This window comes from Bacillus methanolicus PB1 (assembly GCF_000262755.1).
GTDB lineage: Bacteria > Bacillota > Bacilli > Bacillales > Cytobacillaceae > Bacillus_Z > Bacillus_Z methanolicus.
In genome coordinates this window covers 783,101-799,522 of record NZ_AFEU01000001.1, presented here as the reverse complement: position 1 = coordinate 799,522, position 16,422 = coordinate 783,101, and the positions used below count along the sequence as shown (strand labels likewise).

Sequence of the window (16,422 nt, the reverse complement as noted above, 5' to 3'; positions counted from 1 at the left end):
GTCGAATATATTTGCTAATAATATTATGGAGGAATGATTATGGAAGACGTCCTTCGGCCTATCTACCAGGAACGTGCCAGTCATCAGGATACACTCGGTGTGCTATTGATTGAAAAAAAACAAAAGGCAATTCCGACAACCGATACATTCGACAAGGTTTTACTAATAATTGTAAAAAATGCTGAGATGCCCGTTTTTATAAAACATTACACGTTTGAAGAGAAAAAAGCGGCTATGCATATTGTAACTCAAAAACAATTAAATGAGTGGCTGTTATTCGGATCAAACCGAAAAGTAGTTGAATGGATTTATGACGGAAAAGTTCTTTTTGACCGAAATGAATACATTCAAAGTTTAAAAAATGAGCTCAGAGAATTTCCTTTCAATGGCCGGAAAATGAAAATGGGAATAGAATTTGCCAAATTAATTAGAAGATACATGGATGGCAAGTCGTTTTTTAAAAATCAACACTATTTAGATGCCTATAATCACGTTGTACATTCACTTCATCATCTTGCCCGACTTGCTGTGATAGAAAAAGGATTTCACCCGGAAGTAACTGTCTGGAACCAGGTCAAGCAAATTGATCCGGAGATTTTTAAACTTTACGAGGAGCTTGTAAATAGTGAAGAAACACTTGAAAAGCGTTTGGAATTGCTGTTTTTAGCAAGTGATTTTTTAATTTACTCCAAGACGAATCTGGGAACTTCCCATCTGTTGGATATTCTAAGAGAAAAATCATTTTGGTCGTTCAATGATATTATGGATCATAAAGAACTTTCTTCCTATTCGGTAGATCTAGGAGTTCTTTTAGAGTATCTTATCGAGAAGAATTTAATTAAAGTTGTTAATAAGGAAACAAAAGGCCAAGGAATTTTCCATAGATATTACAAGGTGGCAGAAAAAGTTTTATAAAAAACTGTTGACCTTTTTAAAAATACTTGTTATATTATAATCCGTCGTTTCAAAAGAAATAAAAAACTTTCGTTGATGACGGATTTATTTTAAAAAAGTGTTGACTTAATATCCCCTGCATGATATATTAAAAAAGTCGCTTCTGAGCGACGTGCTAAAATGTTCCTTGAAAACTGAACAAACAAAAGCGTCAACGTTAATTCTATTATTGTATGAGCTTATCTTACTCTTTTTTGGAGAGTTTGATCCTGGCTCAGGACGAACGCTGGCGGCGTGCCTAATACATGCAAGTCGAGCGGACTGATGGGAGCTTGCTTCCTGAAGTCAGCGGCGGACGGGTGAGTAACACGTGGGCAACCTGCCAGCAAGACCGGGATAACTTCGGGAAACCGGAGCTAATACCGGATAATCCTCTTTCCCGCATGGGAAAGAGCTGAAAGATGGCTTCGGCTATCACTTGCAGATGGGCCCGCGGCGCATTAGCTGGTTGGTGAGGTAACGGCTCACCAAGGCGACGATGCGTAGCCGACCTGAGAGGGTGATCGGCCACACTGGGACTGAGACACGGCCCAGACTCCTACGGGAGGCAGCAGTAGGGAATCTTCCGCAATGGACGAAAGTCTGACGGAGCAACGCCGCGTGAGCGAAGAAGGCCTTCGGGTCGTAAAGCTCTGTTGTCAGGGAAGAACAAGTACCGTTCGAATAGGGCGGTGCCTTGACGGTACCTGACCAGAAAGCCACGGCTAACTACGTGCCAGCAGCCGCGGTAATACGTAGGTGGCAAGCGTTGTCCGGAATTATTGGGCGTAAAGCGCGCGCAGGCGGTTCCTTAAGTCTGATGTGAAAGCCCACGGCTCAACCGTGGAGGGTCATTGGAAACTGGGGAACTTGAGTGCAGAAGAGGAGAGCGGAATTCCACGTGTAGCGGTGAAATGCGTAGAGATGTGGAGGAACACCAGTGGCGAAGGCGGCTCTCTGGTCTGTAACTGACGCTGAGGCGCGAAAGCGTGGGGAGCAAACAGGATTAGATACCCTGGTAGTCCACGCCGTAAACGATGAGTGCTAAGTGTTAGAGGGTTTCCGCCCTTTAGTGCTGCAGCTAACGCATTAAGCACTCCGCCTGGGGAGTACGGCCGCAAGGCTGAAACTCAAAGGAATTGACGGGGGCCCGCACAAGCGGTGGAGCATGTGGTTTAATTCGAAGCAACGCGAAGAACCTTACCAGGTCTTGACATCCTCTGACAATCCTGGAGACAGGACGTTCCCCTTCGGGGGACAGAGTGACAGGTGGTGCATGGTTGTCGTCAGCTCGTGTCGTGAGATGTTGGGTTAAGTCCCGCAACGAGCGCAACCCTTGACCTTAGTTGCCAGCATTCAGTTGGGCACTCTAAGGTGACTGCCGGTGACAAACCGGAGGAAGGTGGGGATGACGTCAAATCATCATGCCCCTTATGACCTGGGCTACACACGTGCTACAATGGATGGTACAAAGGGCTGCTAAGCCGCGAGGCCTGAGCCAATCCCAAAAAACCATTCTCAGTTCGGATTGCAGGCTGCAACTCGCCTGCATGAAGCCGGAATCGCTAGTAATCGCGGATCAGCATGCCGCGGTGAATACGTTCCCGGGCCTTGTACACACCGCCCGTCACACCACGAGAGTTTGTAACACCCGAAGTCGGTGAGGTAACCTTTAAGGAGCCAGCCGCCTAAGGTGGGACAGATGATTGGGGTGAAGTCGTAACAAGGTAGCCGTATCGGAAGGTGCGGCTGGATCACCTCCTTTCTAAGGATTTTAAACATGAAGTTGCTCGCTTTTGTTTGTTTAGTTTTGAGGGAGCAATTCCTCACAACTTCGTTCTTTGAAAACTAGATAATCGTATTGAAGAAGGCAAAAGAAGAACCGAGTATCGCCATTTTAGGTTTCAAGCCTTTTAGGTTAAGTTAGAAAGGGCGCACGGTGGATGCCTTGGCACTAGGAGCCGATGAAGGACGGGACTAACACCGATATGCTTCGGGGAGCTGTAAGTAAGCATTGATCCGGAGATTTCCGAATGGGGAAACCCCCTATCCGTAATGGGATAGGATCCTAACCTGAATCCATAGGGTTAGGAGGGCAGACCCGGGGAACTGAAACATCTAAGTACCCGGAGGAAGAGAAAGCAAACGCGATTCCCTGAGTAGCGGCGAGCGAAACGGGAACAGCCCAAACCAAGAGGCTTGCCTCTTGGGGTTGTAGGACACTCTGTATGGAGTTACAAAGGAACGGAGTAGACGAAGAGGTCTGGAAAGGCCCGTCAGAGAAGGTAACAACCCTGTAGTTGAAACTTCGTTCCCTCCTCGAGTGGATCCTGAGTACGGCGGGACACGTGAAATCCCGTCGGAAGCAGGGAGGACCATCTCCCAAGGCTAAATACTCCCTAGTGACCGATAGTGAACCAGTACCGTGAGGGAAAGGTGAAAAGCACCCCGGGAGGGGAGTGAAAGAGAACCTGAAACCGTGTGCCTACAAGTAGTCAGAGCCCGTTAATGGGTGATGGCGTGCCTTTTGTAGAATGAACCGGCGAGTTACGGTCGCATGCGAGGTTAAGTTGAAAAGACGGAGCCGCAGCGAAAGCGAGTCTGAACAGGGCGAATGAGTATGCGGCCGTAGACCCGAAACCAGGTGATCTACCCATGTCCAGGGTGAAGTCCAGGTAACACTGGATGGAGGCCCGAACCCACGCACGTTGAAAAGTGCGGGGATGAGGTGTGGGTAGCGGAGAAATTCCAATCGAACTTGGAGATAGCTGGTTCTCTCCGAAATAGCTTTAGGGCTAGCCTCAAGTGCAAGAGTCTTGGAGGTAGAGCACTGTTTGGACTAGGGGCCCTCATCGGGTTACCGAATTCAGACAAACTCCGAATGCCAAAGACTTATCCTTGGGAGTCAGACTGCGAGTGATAAGATCCGCAGTCAAAAGGGAAACAGCCCAGACCGCCAGCTAAGGTCCCAAAGTATACGTTAAGTGGAAAAGGATGTGGAGTTGCTTAGACAACCAGGATGTTGGCTTAGAAGCAGCCACCATTTAAAGAGTGCGTAATAGCTCACTGGTCGAGTGACTCTGCGCCGAAAATGTACCGGGGCTAAACGTATCACCGAAGCTGTGGGTGGACACCGTCGGTGTCCGCGGTAGGAGAGCGTTCTAAGGGCGTTGAAGCCAGACCGGAAGGACTGGTGGAGCGCTTAGAAGTGAGAATGCCGGTATGAGTAGCGAAAGATGGGTGAGAATCCCATCCACCGAATGCCTAAGGTTTCCTGAGGAAGGCTCGTCCGCTCAGGGTTAGTCGGGACCTAAGCCGAGGCCGAAAGGCGTAGGCGATGGACAACAGGTTGATATTCCTGTACCACCTCTTTTCCGTTTGAGCGATGGGGGGACGCAGGAGGATAGGGCAAGCGCGCTGCTGGATTAGCGCGTCCAAGCAGTTAGGCCGCTGACGAGGCAAATCCCGTCAGCATCAGGCGGAGCTGTGACGGCGAGGGAAATATAGTACCGAAGTTCCTGATTCCACACTGCCAAGAAAAGCCTCTAGCGATGGAAAAGGTGCCCGTACCGCAAACCGACACAGGTAGGCGAGGAGAGAATCCTAAGGTGAGCGAGAGAACTCTCGTTAAGGAACTCGGCAAAATGACCCCGTAACTTCGGGAGAAGGGGTGCTTTTCTGGGTGCATAGCCCGGAAAAGCCGCAGTGAATAGGCCCAGGCGACTGTTTAGCAAAAACACAGGTCTCTGCGAAGCCGCAAGGCGAAGTATAGGGGCTGACGCCTGCCCGGTGCTGGAAGGTTAAGAGGAGGGGTTAGCTTACGCGAAGCTCTGAATCGAAGCCCCAGTAAACGGCGGCCGTAACTATAACGGTCCTAAGGTAGCGAAATTCCTTGTCGGGTAAGTTCCGACCCGCACGAAAGGCGTAACGATCTGGGCACTGTCTCAACGAGAGACTCGGTGAAATTATAGTACCTGTGAAGATGCAGGTTACCCGCGACAGGACGGAAAGACCCCGTGGAGCTTTACTGCAGCCTGATATTGAATTTTGGTACAGCTTGTACAGGATAGGTAGGAGCCTGAGAAGCCGGAGCGCCAGCTTCGGTGGAGGCGCCGGTGGGATACTACCCTGGCTGTATTGAAATTCTAACCCGCGCCCCTGATCGGGGCGGGAGACAGTGTCAGGCGGGCAGTTTGACTGGGGCGGTCGCCTCCTAAAAAGTAACGGAGGCGCCCAAAGGTTCCCTCAGAATGGTTGGAAATCATTCGCAGAGTGTAAAGGCATAAGGGAGCTTGACTGCGAGACCTACAAGTCGAGCAGGGACGAAAGTCGGGCTTAGTGATCCGGTGGTTCCGCATGGAAGGGCCATCGCTCAACGGATAAAAGCTACCCCGGGGATAACAGGCTTATCTCCCCCAAGAGTCCACATCGACGGGGAGGTTTGGCACCTCGATGTCGGCTCATCGCATCCTGGGGCTGTAGTCGGTCCCAAGGGTTGGGCTGTTCGCCCATTAAAGCGGTACGCGAGCTGGGTTCAGAACGTCGTGAGACAGTTCGGTCCCTATCCGTCGCGGGCGCAGGAAATTTGAGAGGAGCTGTCCTTAGTACGAGAGGACCGGGATGGACGCACCGCTGGTGTACCAGTTGTCTTGCCAAAGGCATCGCTGGGTAGCTATGTGCGGAAGGGATAAGTGCTGAAAGCATCTAAGCATGAAGCCCCCCTCGAGATGAGATTTCCCATAGCGTCAAGCTAGTAAGATCCCTGAAAGATGATCAGGTTGATAGGTCTGAGGTGGAAGCGTGGCGACACGTGGAGCTGACAGATACTAATCGATCGAGGACTTAACCTAGTCATATGATGGTGATCTTCGTTCTTCATCCTTCTCATACATTATCTAGTTTTGAGAGAATGAAAATTCCTCTTGAAAAAATCAAAAAAGGCATTATAATAATGTGTGTCTTTGATCACTTAGTCTGGTGGCGATGGCGAGAAGGTCACACCCGTTCCCATACCGAACACGGAAGTTAAGCTTCTCAGCGCCGATGGTAGTTGGGGCATTGCCCCTGCGAGAGTAGGACGCTGCCAGGCTGAATATATAATTTACTATTCCGCAGTAGCTCAGTGGTAGAGCATTCGGCTGTTAACCGAACGGTCGTAGGTTCGAATCCTACCTGCGGAGCCATTAGGAGAGCTGTCCGAGTGGTCGAAGGAGCACGATTGGAAATCGTGTAGACGGTTACCGCTGTCTCAAGGGTTCGAATCCCTTGCTCTCCGTCATTGATAACTTTCTATGGCCCGTTGGTCAAGTGGTTAAGACACCGCCCTTTCACGGCGGTAACACGGGTTCGAATCCCGTACGGGTCACCACTTATTTTGGAGGATTAGCTCAGCTGGGAGAGCACCTGCCTTACAAGCAGGGGGTCGGCGGTTCGATCCCGTCATCCTCCACCATCCGAAAGAAAAGAAAGTGCTGGAAAACCTAATATTATAAAATTGGCGTGGCGTGGAGCCACGACTCGAATAAGATTCTTTGAATCTTCTTAAGCGCATCATTTGAGCCGCTCCTTGAATATGCTTACTGAAATCGGGGCGACGATTACTTCACCGAATAAACTGCGAGTTGTACCGACCGAACGGCTTCTTGGTTTAGCCCACTGAGGTCGGACAGTCCTAAGCAAAAATAAGCGTATGGACTATTAAGATTAAATAATATTACCGCGGGGTGGAGCAGTCCGGTAGCTCGTCGGGCTCATAACCCGAAGGTCGCAGGTTCAAATCCTGCCCCCGCAATATGGTCCCGTAGTGTAGCGGTTAACATGCCTGCCTGTCACGCAGGAGATCGCGGGTTCGATTCCCGTCGGGACCGCCATAACATCTCATACATAATGCTAGTTTTTAAATAATAAGAAATTAGGCTCGGTAGCTCAGTCGGTAGAGCAAAGGACTGAAAATCCTTGTGTCGGCGGTTCGATTCCGTCCCGAGCCACCATTTTAGCCGGTGTAGCTCAATTGGTAGAGCAACTGACTTGTAATCAGTAGGTTGGGGGTTCGATTCCTCTCGCCGGCATCGCTAATATTTATTGTTCCAATGAAATTTTCATGTTATAATCATATTCTCTTGGAGGGGTAGCGAAGTGGCTAAACGCGGCGGACTGTAAATCCGCTCCCTCAGGGTTCGGCGGTTCGAATCCGTCCCCCTCCACCATTGAAATAGGGGTATAGTTTAACGGTAGAACAGAGGTCTCCAAAACCTCCGGTGTGGGTTCGATTCCTACTACCCCTGCCAATCTTATGGCGGCTATGGCGAAGTGGTTAACGCATCGGATTGTGGCTCCGACATTCGTGGGTTCGATTCCCACTAGTCGCCCCATATAATTTGTACAATTTGTTATTACTGGGCTATAGCCAAGCGGTAAGGCAACGGACTTTGACTCCGTCATGCGTTGGTTCGAATCCAGCTAGCCCAGCCAATATGCGGAAGTAGTTCAGTGGTAGAACACCACCTTGCCAAGGTGGGGGTCGCGGGTTCGAGTCCCGTCTTCCGCTCCAATTTTGATGGCGGCATAGCCAAGTGGTAAGGCAGAGGTCTGCAAAACCTTTATCACCGGTTCGAATCCGGTTGCCGCCTCCATTTAATATTTTTTATAATAAATGCTAGGCATATATGGAATACGCCGGGGTGGCGGAACTGGCAGACGCACAGGACTTAAAATCCTGCGGTAGGTGACTACCGTACCGGTTCGATTCCGGTCCTCGGCACTGCCAATTAAATAATTTAATATGCCGGTGTGGCGGAATTGGCAGACTCGCACGACTCAAAATCGTGTGGGTTTATCCCGTGTCGGTTCGACCCCGACCACCGGTACCATACATAACGAAAAAACATGTAAAGTCAATGCTTTAAGTAATTCATAGCATTGGCTTTTTTGTTTTTTTATGTATTAAAGCCAATGACAAATCGTCTGGACAACAAAACAACATGCTTAAGCTTTCTTGATGAATAAGGGAGAAAAGAGGTTAAACTATCTCCTTTATTCAAACGCGTTTTGCTTTGTTTTATTCTTCGTAATTTTACTATGAGCAAATTCCTTTCTTAAAGTAGACGCTCAAAATTTGCGTTCATAAAATCTTGCAATTGATCATTGGATCGTAAAGGTATGAGAGGAAACATTTAACAAACTATTAATCTAAAATTTATAAAGTTAAAAATATATCAATAATATCTTAACAGAAGAATACTATAATTACGTTTGTACTAAGACTATAGTCGGTAGAAGAAGAGGTGAGTGAAGGAGGTTTTCAATAAAATATGTCTAATCTATTAGTACAGTAAACATCATTAAAGGAGGAGAGGATTTGAAGAAAACAACCACAGGATTAGTTATTGCTTTGGCTGTTTTAGCAGGAAGCGCCTATGCACCAATTTCCATGAATCATGCCGAAGCAGCAGCTGTTCAGCAATCATTAGCAGTTCAAAAAGAAAAAGTGCTTGTGAATGGCCAATTAAAAGAGGTCAACTATATTAATTGGAATAAAAAGAAGCTTTATTCATCGGCAGATATATCAAAAATGATGGCTGCTAAGATTACGACCAACCAAAAAAATAAGTCAGCTATCATTGAAAAAACGATCGGCAAGAAAAAAGTGAAAATTAGTCTTAAAGCAGATACAAATACAGCTGTCAGCAATGGAAAAACGGTAAAGCTTGGAGCTTCTACGAAATTGGTTGGAAAGACGTTATTCGCAGATGCCAAACCTATCATCCAATTGTTGGGCGGAGATTCGATTGCTGATAAGAATCTTCTTATTTCAACAAATGGTTCTATTAAATTTGAAACAGCAGCTTTAAATGTAGAAGGAAAACAACAGAAAGTGCAAGTCTTAAAAGCGAATGGAAAATCATTATATTCTGTTCAACAGATAGCAAAACTGTTTTCAGCTTCTACAAGTATTACAAAGGATCAGCGAATCCTGATTACAAAAAACGGAAAAACTATTCAACTGAAGCTTTCTCAAAATACGGCAATTATGAAAGGAAAAACTGTAAAATTGCGTTCTTTTCCTATTATTGCCAAAAACCAAGCTTATGCTGACATATATGATTTAGTGACGGCACTTGGCGGTGACGTGATCCCTGTACAAAACAGCCTTTTTGTTTCGACAACAGGACTAATAAGCGGGGAAACATTTAATCCGGTATGGATCGACAAGTCAATTCTTTTAGTTACGAATGAAACGGAAACAGGAGCAGTTTCATATTTAGTGGACGTTAATAGTAAAAAAGCTATTGCCAAAATAAATGGTACTGAACTTTCTGTTTCTCCGGATGGGAAACAAGCTATCTATTCTGATGAAACTGGTGTTGTGTATATTGTTGATCTCGTCACTCATAAAGTGAAGAAGATTAATGATCAGGATGACTCCGCGAAATTTGAATTTGTTTGGGCGCCAGACGGAGAAAAGGTGTATTTTGTTCAAGGAGATAAAAGCGATAAGATTTCCTTAATGAATGTCAAGGACGGGACAATTACCGAGGTTTATAAAGATGGACTTGCATATAAATATGATTTGCACCTTTCATTTGATGGGAAGAAGCTCCTTTACGCAGTTGGAAAAGAAGGAAAAACGGAATATACGGAAGATAATTCTGACGTGAAAGACATTGATGTAAAGGATACTGAAGTTCAATTATTTGAACTCGATTTGCAACAGAAAGAAATTAAGCCGGTACAGTTGACATCTACAGCTGACAATAAAGTATTTCCGGCATATCTAAAAAATGGAAATATCGTGTATGTTTCTTATGATGTGGAAGGAAATATTTCTCCTGTCCTTACAATGATTGATACAGCACGAAAAACAACTCCATTGCTTTCAGACAAAGAGATTATTGCCAGTACAGTAAATGCGCAAGGGAAAATAGTCCTTTTAGTTGCTGAAACAGACGGCAATTATGTTGTGTATGAAATGGATCCGGATAGTAAGAAACTGACAAAACTGGCCCAAACAAAAATGGAACTTCAATCAATTTCAGTTTCCAAGGACGGAAAATCGATTGCCGCAACAGCTCCTGGTCAAGAAGGAGAAAAAGTATTAATTATCAAAAATGGATTTTTTGAAGCAGTAACTAAATAAATAATTAAGTAAGGGAGAGATTCACAATGAAATTGATTAAAAGACTCGCTTTGACAATTTTAACTTTTGCAACGATTGTTGGGTTTTCATTTTCAGCCTTTACTCATTCTGCAGAGGCTGCTTCTAAAGTTTCAGGTAAAGTAGTAATTGCAGGATCTACTGCTTTACTTCCATTAACACAGCAAGCTGCAAAAGAATTTAAGAAAATCCATCCTAAGGTATCGGTGACAGTTTCAGGTTCGTCTTCTATTGCTGGACCACAGTCGGTTATGAAAGGCGCTGCCACAATCGGTGCGTGTGACTGGGATGCTACAAAACCAGTTGCAGGTTTCAATGCTTTTAAAGAATTAAAAGCTCATAAAATAGCAGTAATTCCATTCGCAACCATTGTTCATAAGTCAAATCCGGTAAAAAATTTAACAACAGCTCAATTACAAGGCATTTTTTCTGGAAAAATCACTAACTGGAAACAAGTAGGCGGAAAAGATGCGAAAATTGTTGTAGTAAACAGAAAGCACGGTTCCGGTACACGCGTTAACTATCAGATTAAAGCTTTAAAGAATGCAAGCTTTATGACAAAAGGAGAAAATTACAAAGAAGTGGGTAAAAGCGGTGAAATGCTTTCTGCCGTAGAATCAAATCCTAATGCGATTGGCTACATTGACTTAGCATATGTAAAAGGAAATGTTAAAGCGGTTAATTATAACGGCGTAGCTGCAACAACTTCGAACGTGATCAATGGCAAATATACGGTTTGGGGCTATGGATACTTATTGACAAAAGGTACTCCTAAAGGAGCAAATGCTGAATTCATTAAATATATCCAAAGCAATAAATTCCAAAATGGATCACTAACAAAGTTAAAATTTATTCCTATTAATAAAATAAAATAAACAACCCCTTGCAGGGAAAAAAGAAAATGAAATTGAGGGTGACTAATGGCTGGGAACACTTATTAGTTACCCTCCTTTTCATACTATATGGAGGAATTATGGCAAAAATAGAACAAGAGTTTCACCTGCCTTCATACAAAGTAGGTGATTTATTCAACAAACAATCAAAACGTAATTATATGAAAAATCATGTATTTAAAATAATTTGTTTTACAAGTGCTTTATTACTCGGAATAGTACTCTTGGCTATTACAGTTTTTGTTGGAAAAACTGGATTGCTTGTATTTAAAGATGTACCCGTAAAAGAATTCTTCTTTTCAAAAACTTGGGAACCATATGAAGACAAGTATGGTGCCGCAGTTTTTATTATAGGAACCCTCTCTTTAACTGGATTGACGATGCTGTTTTCTGTTCCAATATCGTTAGCTTTCGCTATTTTCATTTCTGAGATATCACCAAGCTGGATTAAAAAATTAGTAAGATCGATGTTAGATTTATTAGTCGGGATTCCCTCCATTATATATGGCTATCTTGGATTGACCATCCTTGTTCCTTTCTTAAGAGACATTACAGGGTCGTTAATGGGAGATGGATTGCTTGCTGCATCACTTGTACTGACCCTCATGGTACTCCCGACTATTACTAGGATAAGTGATGAAGCCATTTCAACGGTACCTGAAAATCTAAAGGAAGGCAGTTATGCTTTAGGGGCAACTCGTTTTCAAACCGTATTTCGGATCGTTCTTCCTGCTGCGAGAACAGGAATTTTAACCGCTTCGATTTTGGGAATGGCCCGTGCTATAGGTGAGACGATGGCAGTTGTGATGGTCATTGGAAATACACCACAGCTTCCGGAGAATTTGGTCACTCCAACTGCGGTGCTAACAAGTAACATTGTCATGCAAATTATCGACGTACCATTTGGATCAACGTGGAATAACGCCTTATATATGATGGCATTCATTCTGCTACTCATTTCCACTTTTATTATTCTCATTATCCGGAGCATACGTTCAAAAGGAGTAAAATAATGAAAGAATTAACCTTATATCAAAAGAAAAGAAAGTGGACATTAAATTTTTTAGTAGATAAGCTTTTTACTGTCGGATTATGGATCGTGAGCCTCTTAATTGTTGCTCTCATTTTTTGGCTCCTTTATCGTATAATATCCAGGGGATTGCCTTTGTTAACATTTGATTTTCTGATCGGTATACCCGATGAAGTGATGGAGGGCGGCGGTATAGGACCATTTTTATTTAACTCTTTTTATATTCTTATCATTTCTCTGATTATTTCTTTGCCAATTGGTATAGGATCCGGGATATATTTAGCTGAATATGCGCCTGATAATCGATTGACGGAAGTCATAAGGGCATGTGTGGAAAGCTTGGCATCTGTACCGTCTATTGTGTTTGGATTATTCGGATACGTGTTATTTGTTGATGTGTTCCAAATTGGATTGACAATTCTTGGAGCATCAGTTGCATTGTCGCTGCTTAATTTGCCGGTACTAACGCGTGTGACAGAGGAAGCATTACGTTCAGTACCAATGGATGTGAGAGAAGCATCTTATGCTCTCGGTGCAACGAAATCTAAAACTATTATCAAAGCAGTTTTTCCAGCTGCCTTATCCGCGATTGTAACAGGTATAAGTCTCGCAGCTTGCAGAGCATTCGGAGAATCGGCTGTTATTTTGCTCGCCGGAGGAACTGGTACATCTGGAGAAATGTGGGATTTCAATTTGTTGTCACCAGGGGGAAATCTTCCAGTCTATTTATGGTATGTACAATCTGAAGCATTGGTCCCCGATGCAAAGGAAATTGCTGAAAAGTCAGCAGCAGTGTTAGTATGTATTATTTTATTAATGAGTACCTTACTGAGAATTCCGGTTTGGTTGAGGGATTTTCGATTAAAACGGTAAAAATTAATTGAGAAAAAAGTAAAGTATATCAAGAACTTGTCACAAAAGTTTGACACAATCCCACTACATGTGGATAGCCAAGTGTTATAAACACAAAGGTTATCCACTTTTTTAATGGAATTTCTGATGATCATCGAGGGGCTTGCCAAATTTTCAGAGCGTTACTTCGAAAGAATTCATGGTCAGGGCTCTTCTTCGTCCATCTCCTTAAAATGGACAAAAGAATTTGGACCGGCACCGTGTCAAACTTGAGTTAAAGAAGTAATCAGTGAATAAGTAGGAAAGAGGCATTTAGATATTAATATTTTTTATAATTGTTTAGCATAGAATTTTTTAGAAAAAGTATGTGATAACGAGGGGTTAAAAAAATTGAGAAAAGTTATTTTAACTGGCAATGGCATATCTGTGGGTCTTAAAAGCTCCTTTATTTTACAAAATAGAGTTTTATTTATGCGGTTTTACCTAAAAGGTTTGCGATACTTCGGAAGACACAGGTATGAATCAGTTAATATGGCTAACACTAAAGTACTTTTTATATTGTTTAGGTGTTAAATGTGTAAATTTTTTAAACTCCTTAATAAAATGGGCTTGATCATAATATCCATTATCGTAAATGATATCTAATATGTCGGATCGATCCCTTTCTAAAAACATGTCTAAGGAATTTTGAAATTTAACAACTTGGCAAAATTGTTTGGGCGAAAATCCAATATACTCCTCGAACTTTTTGCGAATATACTGTTGAGAATATCCAATGGAATCCGATAATTCACTAATATTCAACATGCCGCCAGAGGAATAAATTTTTTGAATAGCATAACCAACCATATTTTGGTCTTTTCCCATATTGAAACGAGCTTTTATTAAAAATTTTTCGAACTGTTCGATTCTCTCACTGAAAGATTTCCCCGAAGCTATTAATTCAATAATGGATTTATCTCCATTCATCACCTCAAATAGCGGAATTTTCCTATCAAGAAGTTCACTCATAGGGTAATTTAACTTGATGATACTTTGTTCGGGAAAAAATCTGACTCCAAAATATTCACAGTCCCTATGAAATTCTGGCTGCTTTTTTCGATGGAAAGGGCTGGTCCATAGGAAGGCAGAAGAAAGCGTTGGATGGCAGCAAAATAAAATATCAAAACAGCCATCAGGTATTAGTGAAAGGGTCGTAGGTGAACTATTAACTGTTTTAAATTGGTAGAATAATGCAATATCTTGACTATACCAAAATCCTGCTGGTTTTAATTCTTTGTAAGAATATGTATTTTTTTGGATTTCGGGTTGAAAAGGAAAATAATTTTTCATTTTTAATTCCTCCTTGTTTATTTGATTCCAGTTAAAAAATGAAATAAGAAACTTAAATTAATAAAAATTAAAACCGTAAAATTATTATAAAAATATGACATATTTATGCTTTTATCAATAAAGATGTTAATATATCTAACATGAAAACTGTAAAAAATATAACATAATTTCGGTTTTTACAATAATTACGATAAAAAACTAGTTATTCTTAAAGAGACATGAACACAAATGAAAAATCAGAATATTAAAAGGAGGAAATATTTATGCAAACACATGAAATGAAAGTAAAACAAATTTCTCATCCGTTAGAGCCATTAACAGCTGAAGAAATTAAAAAGGCAGTTGAGATTGTAAGAAAGGAGAAAAATTTAAGCCAATCGGTTAGGTTTGCACAAGTAGTTTTAAAAGAGCCTTTGAAAGAAGTGGTCTTACAATATAAAAACGGAGATCCTATTAATCGGGAAGCCTTCATAATCCTATTAGATAATGAAACCGAAAAAACGTATGAAGTCGTTGTATCCATAACAAATGAAGAAATCGTAAGCTGGGAGCACATACCGGATGTACAGCCTGGATTTATGCTAGACGAATTTGAAGAATGTGAACAAGTTGTAAAAAATAATCCAGAATATCAGGCAGCCCTTTTAAAAAGAGGTGTGACCGATCCGGATTTAGTCATGATTGACCCTTGGTCAGCTGGATACTTTAATGTAGAGGAAGATGAGGGCAAAAGGGTAGCGAGAGCATTGGCGTGGGTAAGAAAATCACCTAACGACAATGGTTATGCTTACCCATTAACTGGATTAATAGCAGTAGTAGATTTGAATAAAATGGAAGTTATGCGTATTGAAGATTATGCTGTAAAGCCTTTACCTCCTTTAGATGGAAACTATTCTCCTGAAACGTCAGATTCAATCGAATTTCGTAAGGATTTAAAACCCTTAGAAATTATTCAACCGGAAGGTCCTAGCTTCGAAGTAGATGGGCATCATGTCCGTTGGCAAAAATGGGATTTCCGTTTTAGCTTTACACCAAGGGAAGGGCTCGTTCTGCATAACATTGGTTATGAAGATAAAGGAAAGATTCGTCCAATACTATATCGTGCATCTTTAGCTGAAATGGTTGTACCTTATGGGGAAGCAACTGAAATGCACAGCCGTCAAAATGCATTTGATGCTGGGGAATATGGTATAGGCCAATTAGCTAATTCATTAACTCTTGGTTGTGATTGTCTAGGTGAGATTCGATACTTCGATGCAGTAATGACTGACAGTAAAGGGAATGTAAGAACGATACCTAATGCGATTTGTTTACACGAAGAAGATTATGGGGTTGCATGGAAACATACAGATTGGAGAACAGATAAAGTCGAAGTGCGCCGATCACGAAGACTAGTTATTTCTTTCTTTGCAACTGTGGCAAACTACGATTATGGATTCTATTGGTCATTCTATCAAGATGGAACAATAGAAGTAGAAGTAAAACTGACTGGTGTGTTAAACACTGGTGCGCTTGATAAGGGCGAAATACCTAAATACGGAAATTTAATTGCTCCACAATTAAATGCGCCATTCCATCAGCACTTCTTTAACTTCCGACTTGATATGCAATTAGATGGGATGAATAACTCTGTAGTAGAAATAAACACAGTATCTGAAGAAAAAGGTCCAAATAATCCATATAGTAATGCATTCTATCCAGTCACTACAACCTTTAAAACAGAAAAAGAAGCAGTACGCAGAATGGATCTTGCATCTGCTCGTACTTGGAAGATTATTAACCCAAATTCGCTAAATGCTGTTGGCCAGCCGGTTGGATATAAAATTATGCCGGGTGAGAACTGTCTTCCATTCGCTTATGATGATTCTAGCTTAATGAAACGTGCAGGATTTATTAAGAATCATTTGCATGTTACAAAATTTGACGAAAAAGAATTGTATGCATCTGGAGCATATCCGAATCAGCATAAAGGTGGAGATGGGTTAACGAAATATGTTCAAGCTAATCGTAATATTGAAAACGAGGATATTGTCGTATGGTATACAATGGGTCACCATCATATTACCCGACCAGAAGATTGGCCAGTAATGCCAACAGCTTATATTAACTTTCAATTAAAACCAGTAGGATTCTTTGATCGCAATCCGGCATTGGATATTCCACGTCCGACTCCAAAAACAGCTGCATGCCATACTACTAAAGGAAGTTCCTGCCATTAATCAAGCTTA

General features: G+C 42.5%; 7 protein-coding genes, 16 tRNA genes and 3 rRNA genes. 25 read left to right on the top strand and 1 reads right to left on the bottom strand.

Annotated features, from left to right (window positions below):
* Window positions 1–39 precede the first annotated feature (39 nt).
* The 24 genes from PB1_RS03735 (at window position 40) to pstA (ending at window position 12,883) form a co-directional block, all read left to right on the top strand.
* Complete coding sequence (locus PB1_RS03735; protein WP_003350833.1) at window positions 40–915, top strand: nucleotidyltransferase-like protein; 876 nt, start codon at window positions 40–42, stop codon at window positions 913–915.
* A gap of 230 nt (window positions 916–1,145) precedes the next feature.
* A 16S ribosomal RNA gene (locus PB1_RS03730) occupies window positions 1,146–2,698 on the top strand.
* A gap of 151 nt (window positions 2,699–2,849) precedes the next feature.
* Window positions 2,850–5,783 (top strand): 23S ribosomal RNA (locus tag PB1_RS03725).
* Between the two features lie 123 nt (window positions 5,784–5,906).
* Window positions 5,907–6,022, top strand: a 5S ribosomal RNA gene (rrf, locus tag PB1_RS03720).
* The 16S, 23S and 5S rRNA genes sit together here with 16 tRNA genes alongside, the layout of an rRNA operon.
* Window positions 6,023–6,041: 19 nt before the next feature.
* Window positions 6,042–6,116, top strand: a tRNA-Asn gene (locus PB1_RS03715).
* Window positions 6,117–6,119: 3 nt separating this feature from the next.
* Window positions 6,120–6,208: transfer RNA gene (locus PB1_RS03710), tRNA-Ser, on the top strand.
* Window positions 6,209–6,226: 18 nt separating this feature from the next.
* A tRNA-Glu gene (locus PB1_RS03705) sits at window positions 6,227–6,301 on the top strand.
* Between the two features lie 8 nt (window positions 6,302–6,309).
* A tRNA-Val gene (locus PB1_RS03700) sits at window positions 6,310–6,385 on the top strand.
* 265 nt (window positions 6,386–6,650) lie between these two features.
* Window positions 6,651–6,724: transfer RNA gene (locus PB1_RS03695), tRNA-Met, on the top strand.
* Window positions 6,725–6,727: 3 nt separating this feature from the next.
* Window positions 6,728–6,803: transfer RNA gene (locus tag PB1_RS03690), tRNA-Asp, on the top strand.
* A 44-nt stretch (window positions 6,804–6,847) separates the two neighbouring features.
* Window positions 6,848–6,923 (top strand) — tRNA-Phe (locus PB1_RS03685).
* A gap of 5 nt (window positions 6,924–6,928) precedes the next feature.
* Window positions 6,929–7,001, top strand: a tRNA-Thr gene (locus PB1_RS03680).
* 53 nt (window positions 7,002–7,054) lie between these two features.
* Window positions 7,055–7,139: transfer RNA gene (locus PB1_RS03675), tRNA-Tyr, on the top strand.
* 7 nt (window positions 7,140–7,146) lie between these two features.
* A tRNA-Trp gene (locus PB1_RS03670) sits at window positions 7,147–7,220 on the top strand.
* Between the two features lie 8 nt (window positions 7,221–7,228).
* Window positions 7,229–7,304, top strand: a tRNA-His gene (locus PB1_RS03665).
* A 25-nt stretch (window positions 7,305–7,329) separates the two neighbouring features.
* Window positions 7,330–7,404: transfer RNA gene (locus PB1_RS03660), tRNA-Gln, on the top strand.
* A gap of 4 nt (window positions 7,405–7,408) precedes the next feature.
* Window positions 7,409–7,483 (top strand) — tRNA-Gly (locus tag PB1_RS03655).
* An 8-nt stretch (window positions 7,484–7,491) separates the two neighbouring features.
* Window positions 7,492–7,565: transfer RNA gene (locus PB1_RS03650), tRNA-Cys, on the top strand.
* 42 nt (window positions 7,566–7,607) lie between these two features.
* Window positions 7,608–7,693: transfer RNA gene (locus PB1_RS03645), tRNA-Leu, on the top strand.
* A gap of 23 nt (window positions 7,694–7,716) precedes the next feature.
* Window positions 7,717–7,802, top strand: a tRNA-Leu gene (locus tag PB1_RS03640).
* Between the two features lie 488 nt (window positions 7,803–8,290).
* Window positions 8,291–10,069, top strand: coding sequence for a stalk domain-containing protein (locus PB1_RS03635; protein ID WP_003350832.1), 1,779 nt, complete (start codon window positions 8,291–8,293; stop codon window positions 10,067–10,069).
* A gap of 26 nt (window positions 10,070–10,095) precedes the next feature.
* Window positions 10,096–10,962 carry a phosphate ABC transporter substrate-binding protein PstS family protein gene (locus PB1_RS03630; protein ID WP_003350831.1) on the top strand — a complete coding sequence of 289 codons (867 nt, stop codon included), beginning with the start codon at window positions 10,096–10,098 and terminating at the stop codon, window positions 10,960–10,962.
* A gap of 98 nt (window positions 10,963–11,060) precedes the next feature.
* Window positions 11,061–11,993, top strand: a complete 933-nt coding sequence (pstC, locus tag PB1_RS03625; RefSeq protein ID WP_003350830.1) for a phosphate ABC transporter permease subunit PstC — start codon at window positions 11,061–11,063, stop codon at window positions 11,991–11,993.
* Window positions 11,993–12,883: a phosphate ABC transporter permease PstA gene (gene pstA, locus PB1_RS03620; RefSeq protein WP_003350829.1), complete on the top strand. Its 891-nt coding sequence runs from the start codon at window positions 11,993–11,995 to the stop codon at window positions 12,881–12,883. The genes pstC and pstA overlap by 1 nt, the downstream gene beginning before the upstream one ends.
* Before the next feature lie 501 nt (window positions 12,884–13,384).
* Here pstA and PB1_RS03615 read toward each other — a convergent pair.
* Window positions 13,385–14,194 (bottom strand): helix-turn-helix domain-containing protein, encoded by an 810-nt coding sequence (locus PB1_RS03615; protein WP_003350827.1) that lies wholly within the window; start codon window positions 14,192–14,194, stop codon window positions 13,385–13,387.
* Window positions 14,195–14,457: 263 nt separating this feature from the next.
* Between PB1_RS03615 and PB1_RS03610 the strand changes: the two genes are divergently transcribed.
* Window positions 14,458–16,413 carry a primary-amine oxidase gene (locus tag PB1_RS03610; protein ID WP_003350826.1) on the top strand — a complete coding sequence of 652 codons (1,956 nt, stop codon included), beginning with the start codon at window positions 14,458–14,460 and terminating at the stop codon, window positions 16,411–16,413.
* The last annotated feature ends 9 nt before the right edge of the window (window positions 16,414–16,422 follow it).

Excerpts from the sequence above, each read along its gene's own strand:
- PB1_RS03615 (WP_003350827.1), bottom strand. The coding sequence starts at position 14,194 with ATGAAAAATTATTTTCCTTTTCAACCCGAAATCCAAAAAAATACATAT.
- PB1_RS03610 (WP_003350826.1), top strand. The coding sequence starts at position 14,458 with ATGCAAACACATGAAATGAAAGTAAAACAAATTTCTCATCCGTTAGAG.
- PB1_RS03630 (WP_003350831.1), top strand. The coding sequence starts at position 10,096 with ATGAAATTGATTAAAAGACTCGCTTTGACAATTTTAACTTTTGCAACG.
- pstC (WP_003350830.1), top strand. The coding sequence starts at position 11,061 with ATGGCAAAAATAGAACAAGAGTTTCACCTGCCTTCATACAAAGTAGGT.
- PB1_RS03735 (WP_003350833.1), top strand. The coding sequence starts at position 40 with ATGGAAGACGTCCTTCGGCCTATCTACCAGGAACGTGCCAGTCATCAG.
- pstA (WP_003350829.1), top strand. The coding sequence starts at position 11,993 with ATGAAAGAATTAACCTTATATCAAAAGAAAAGAAAGTGGACATTAAAT.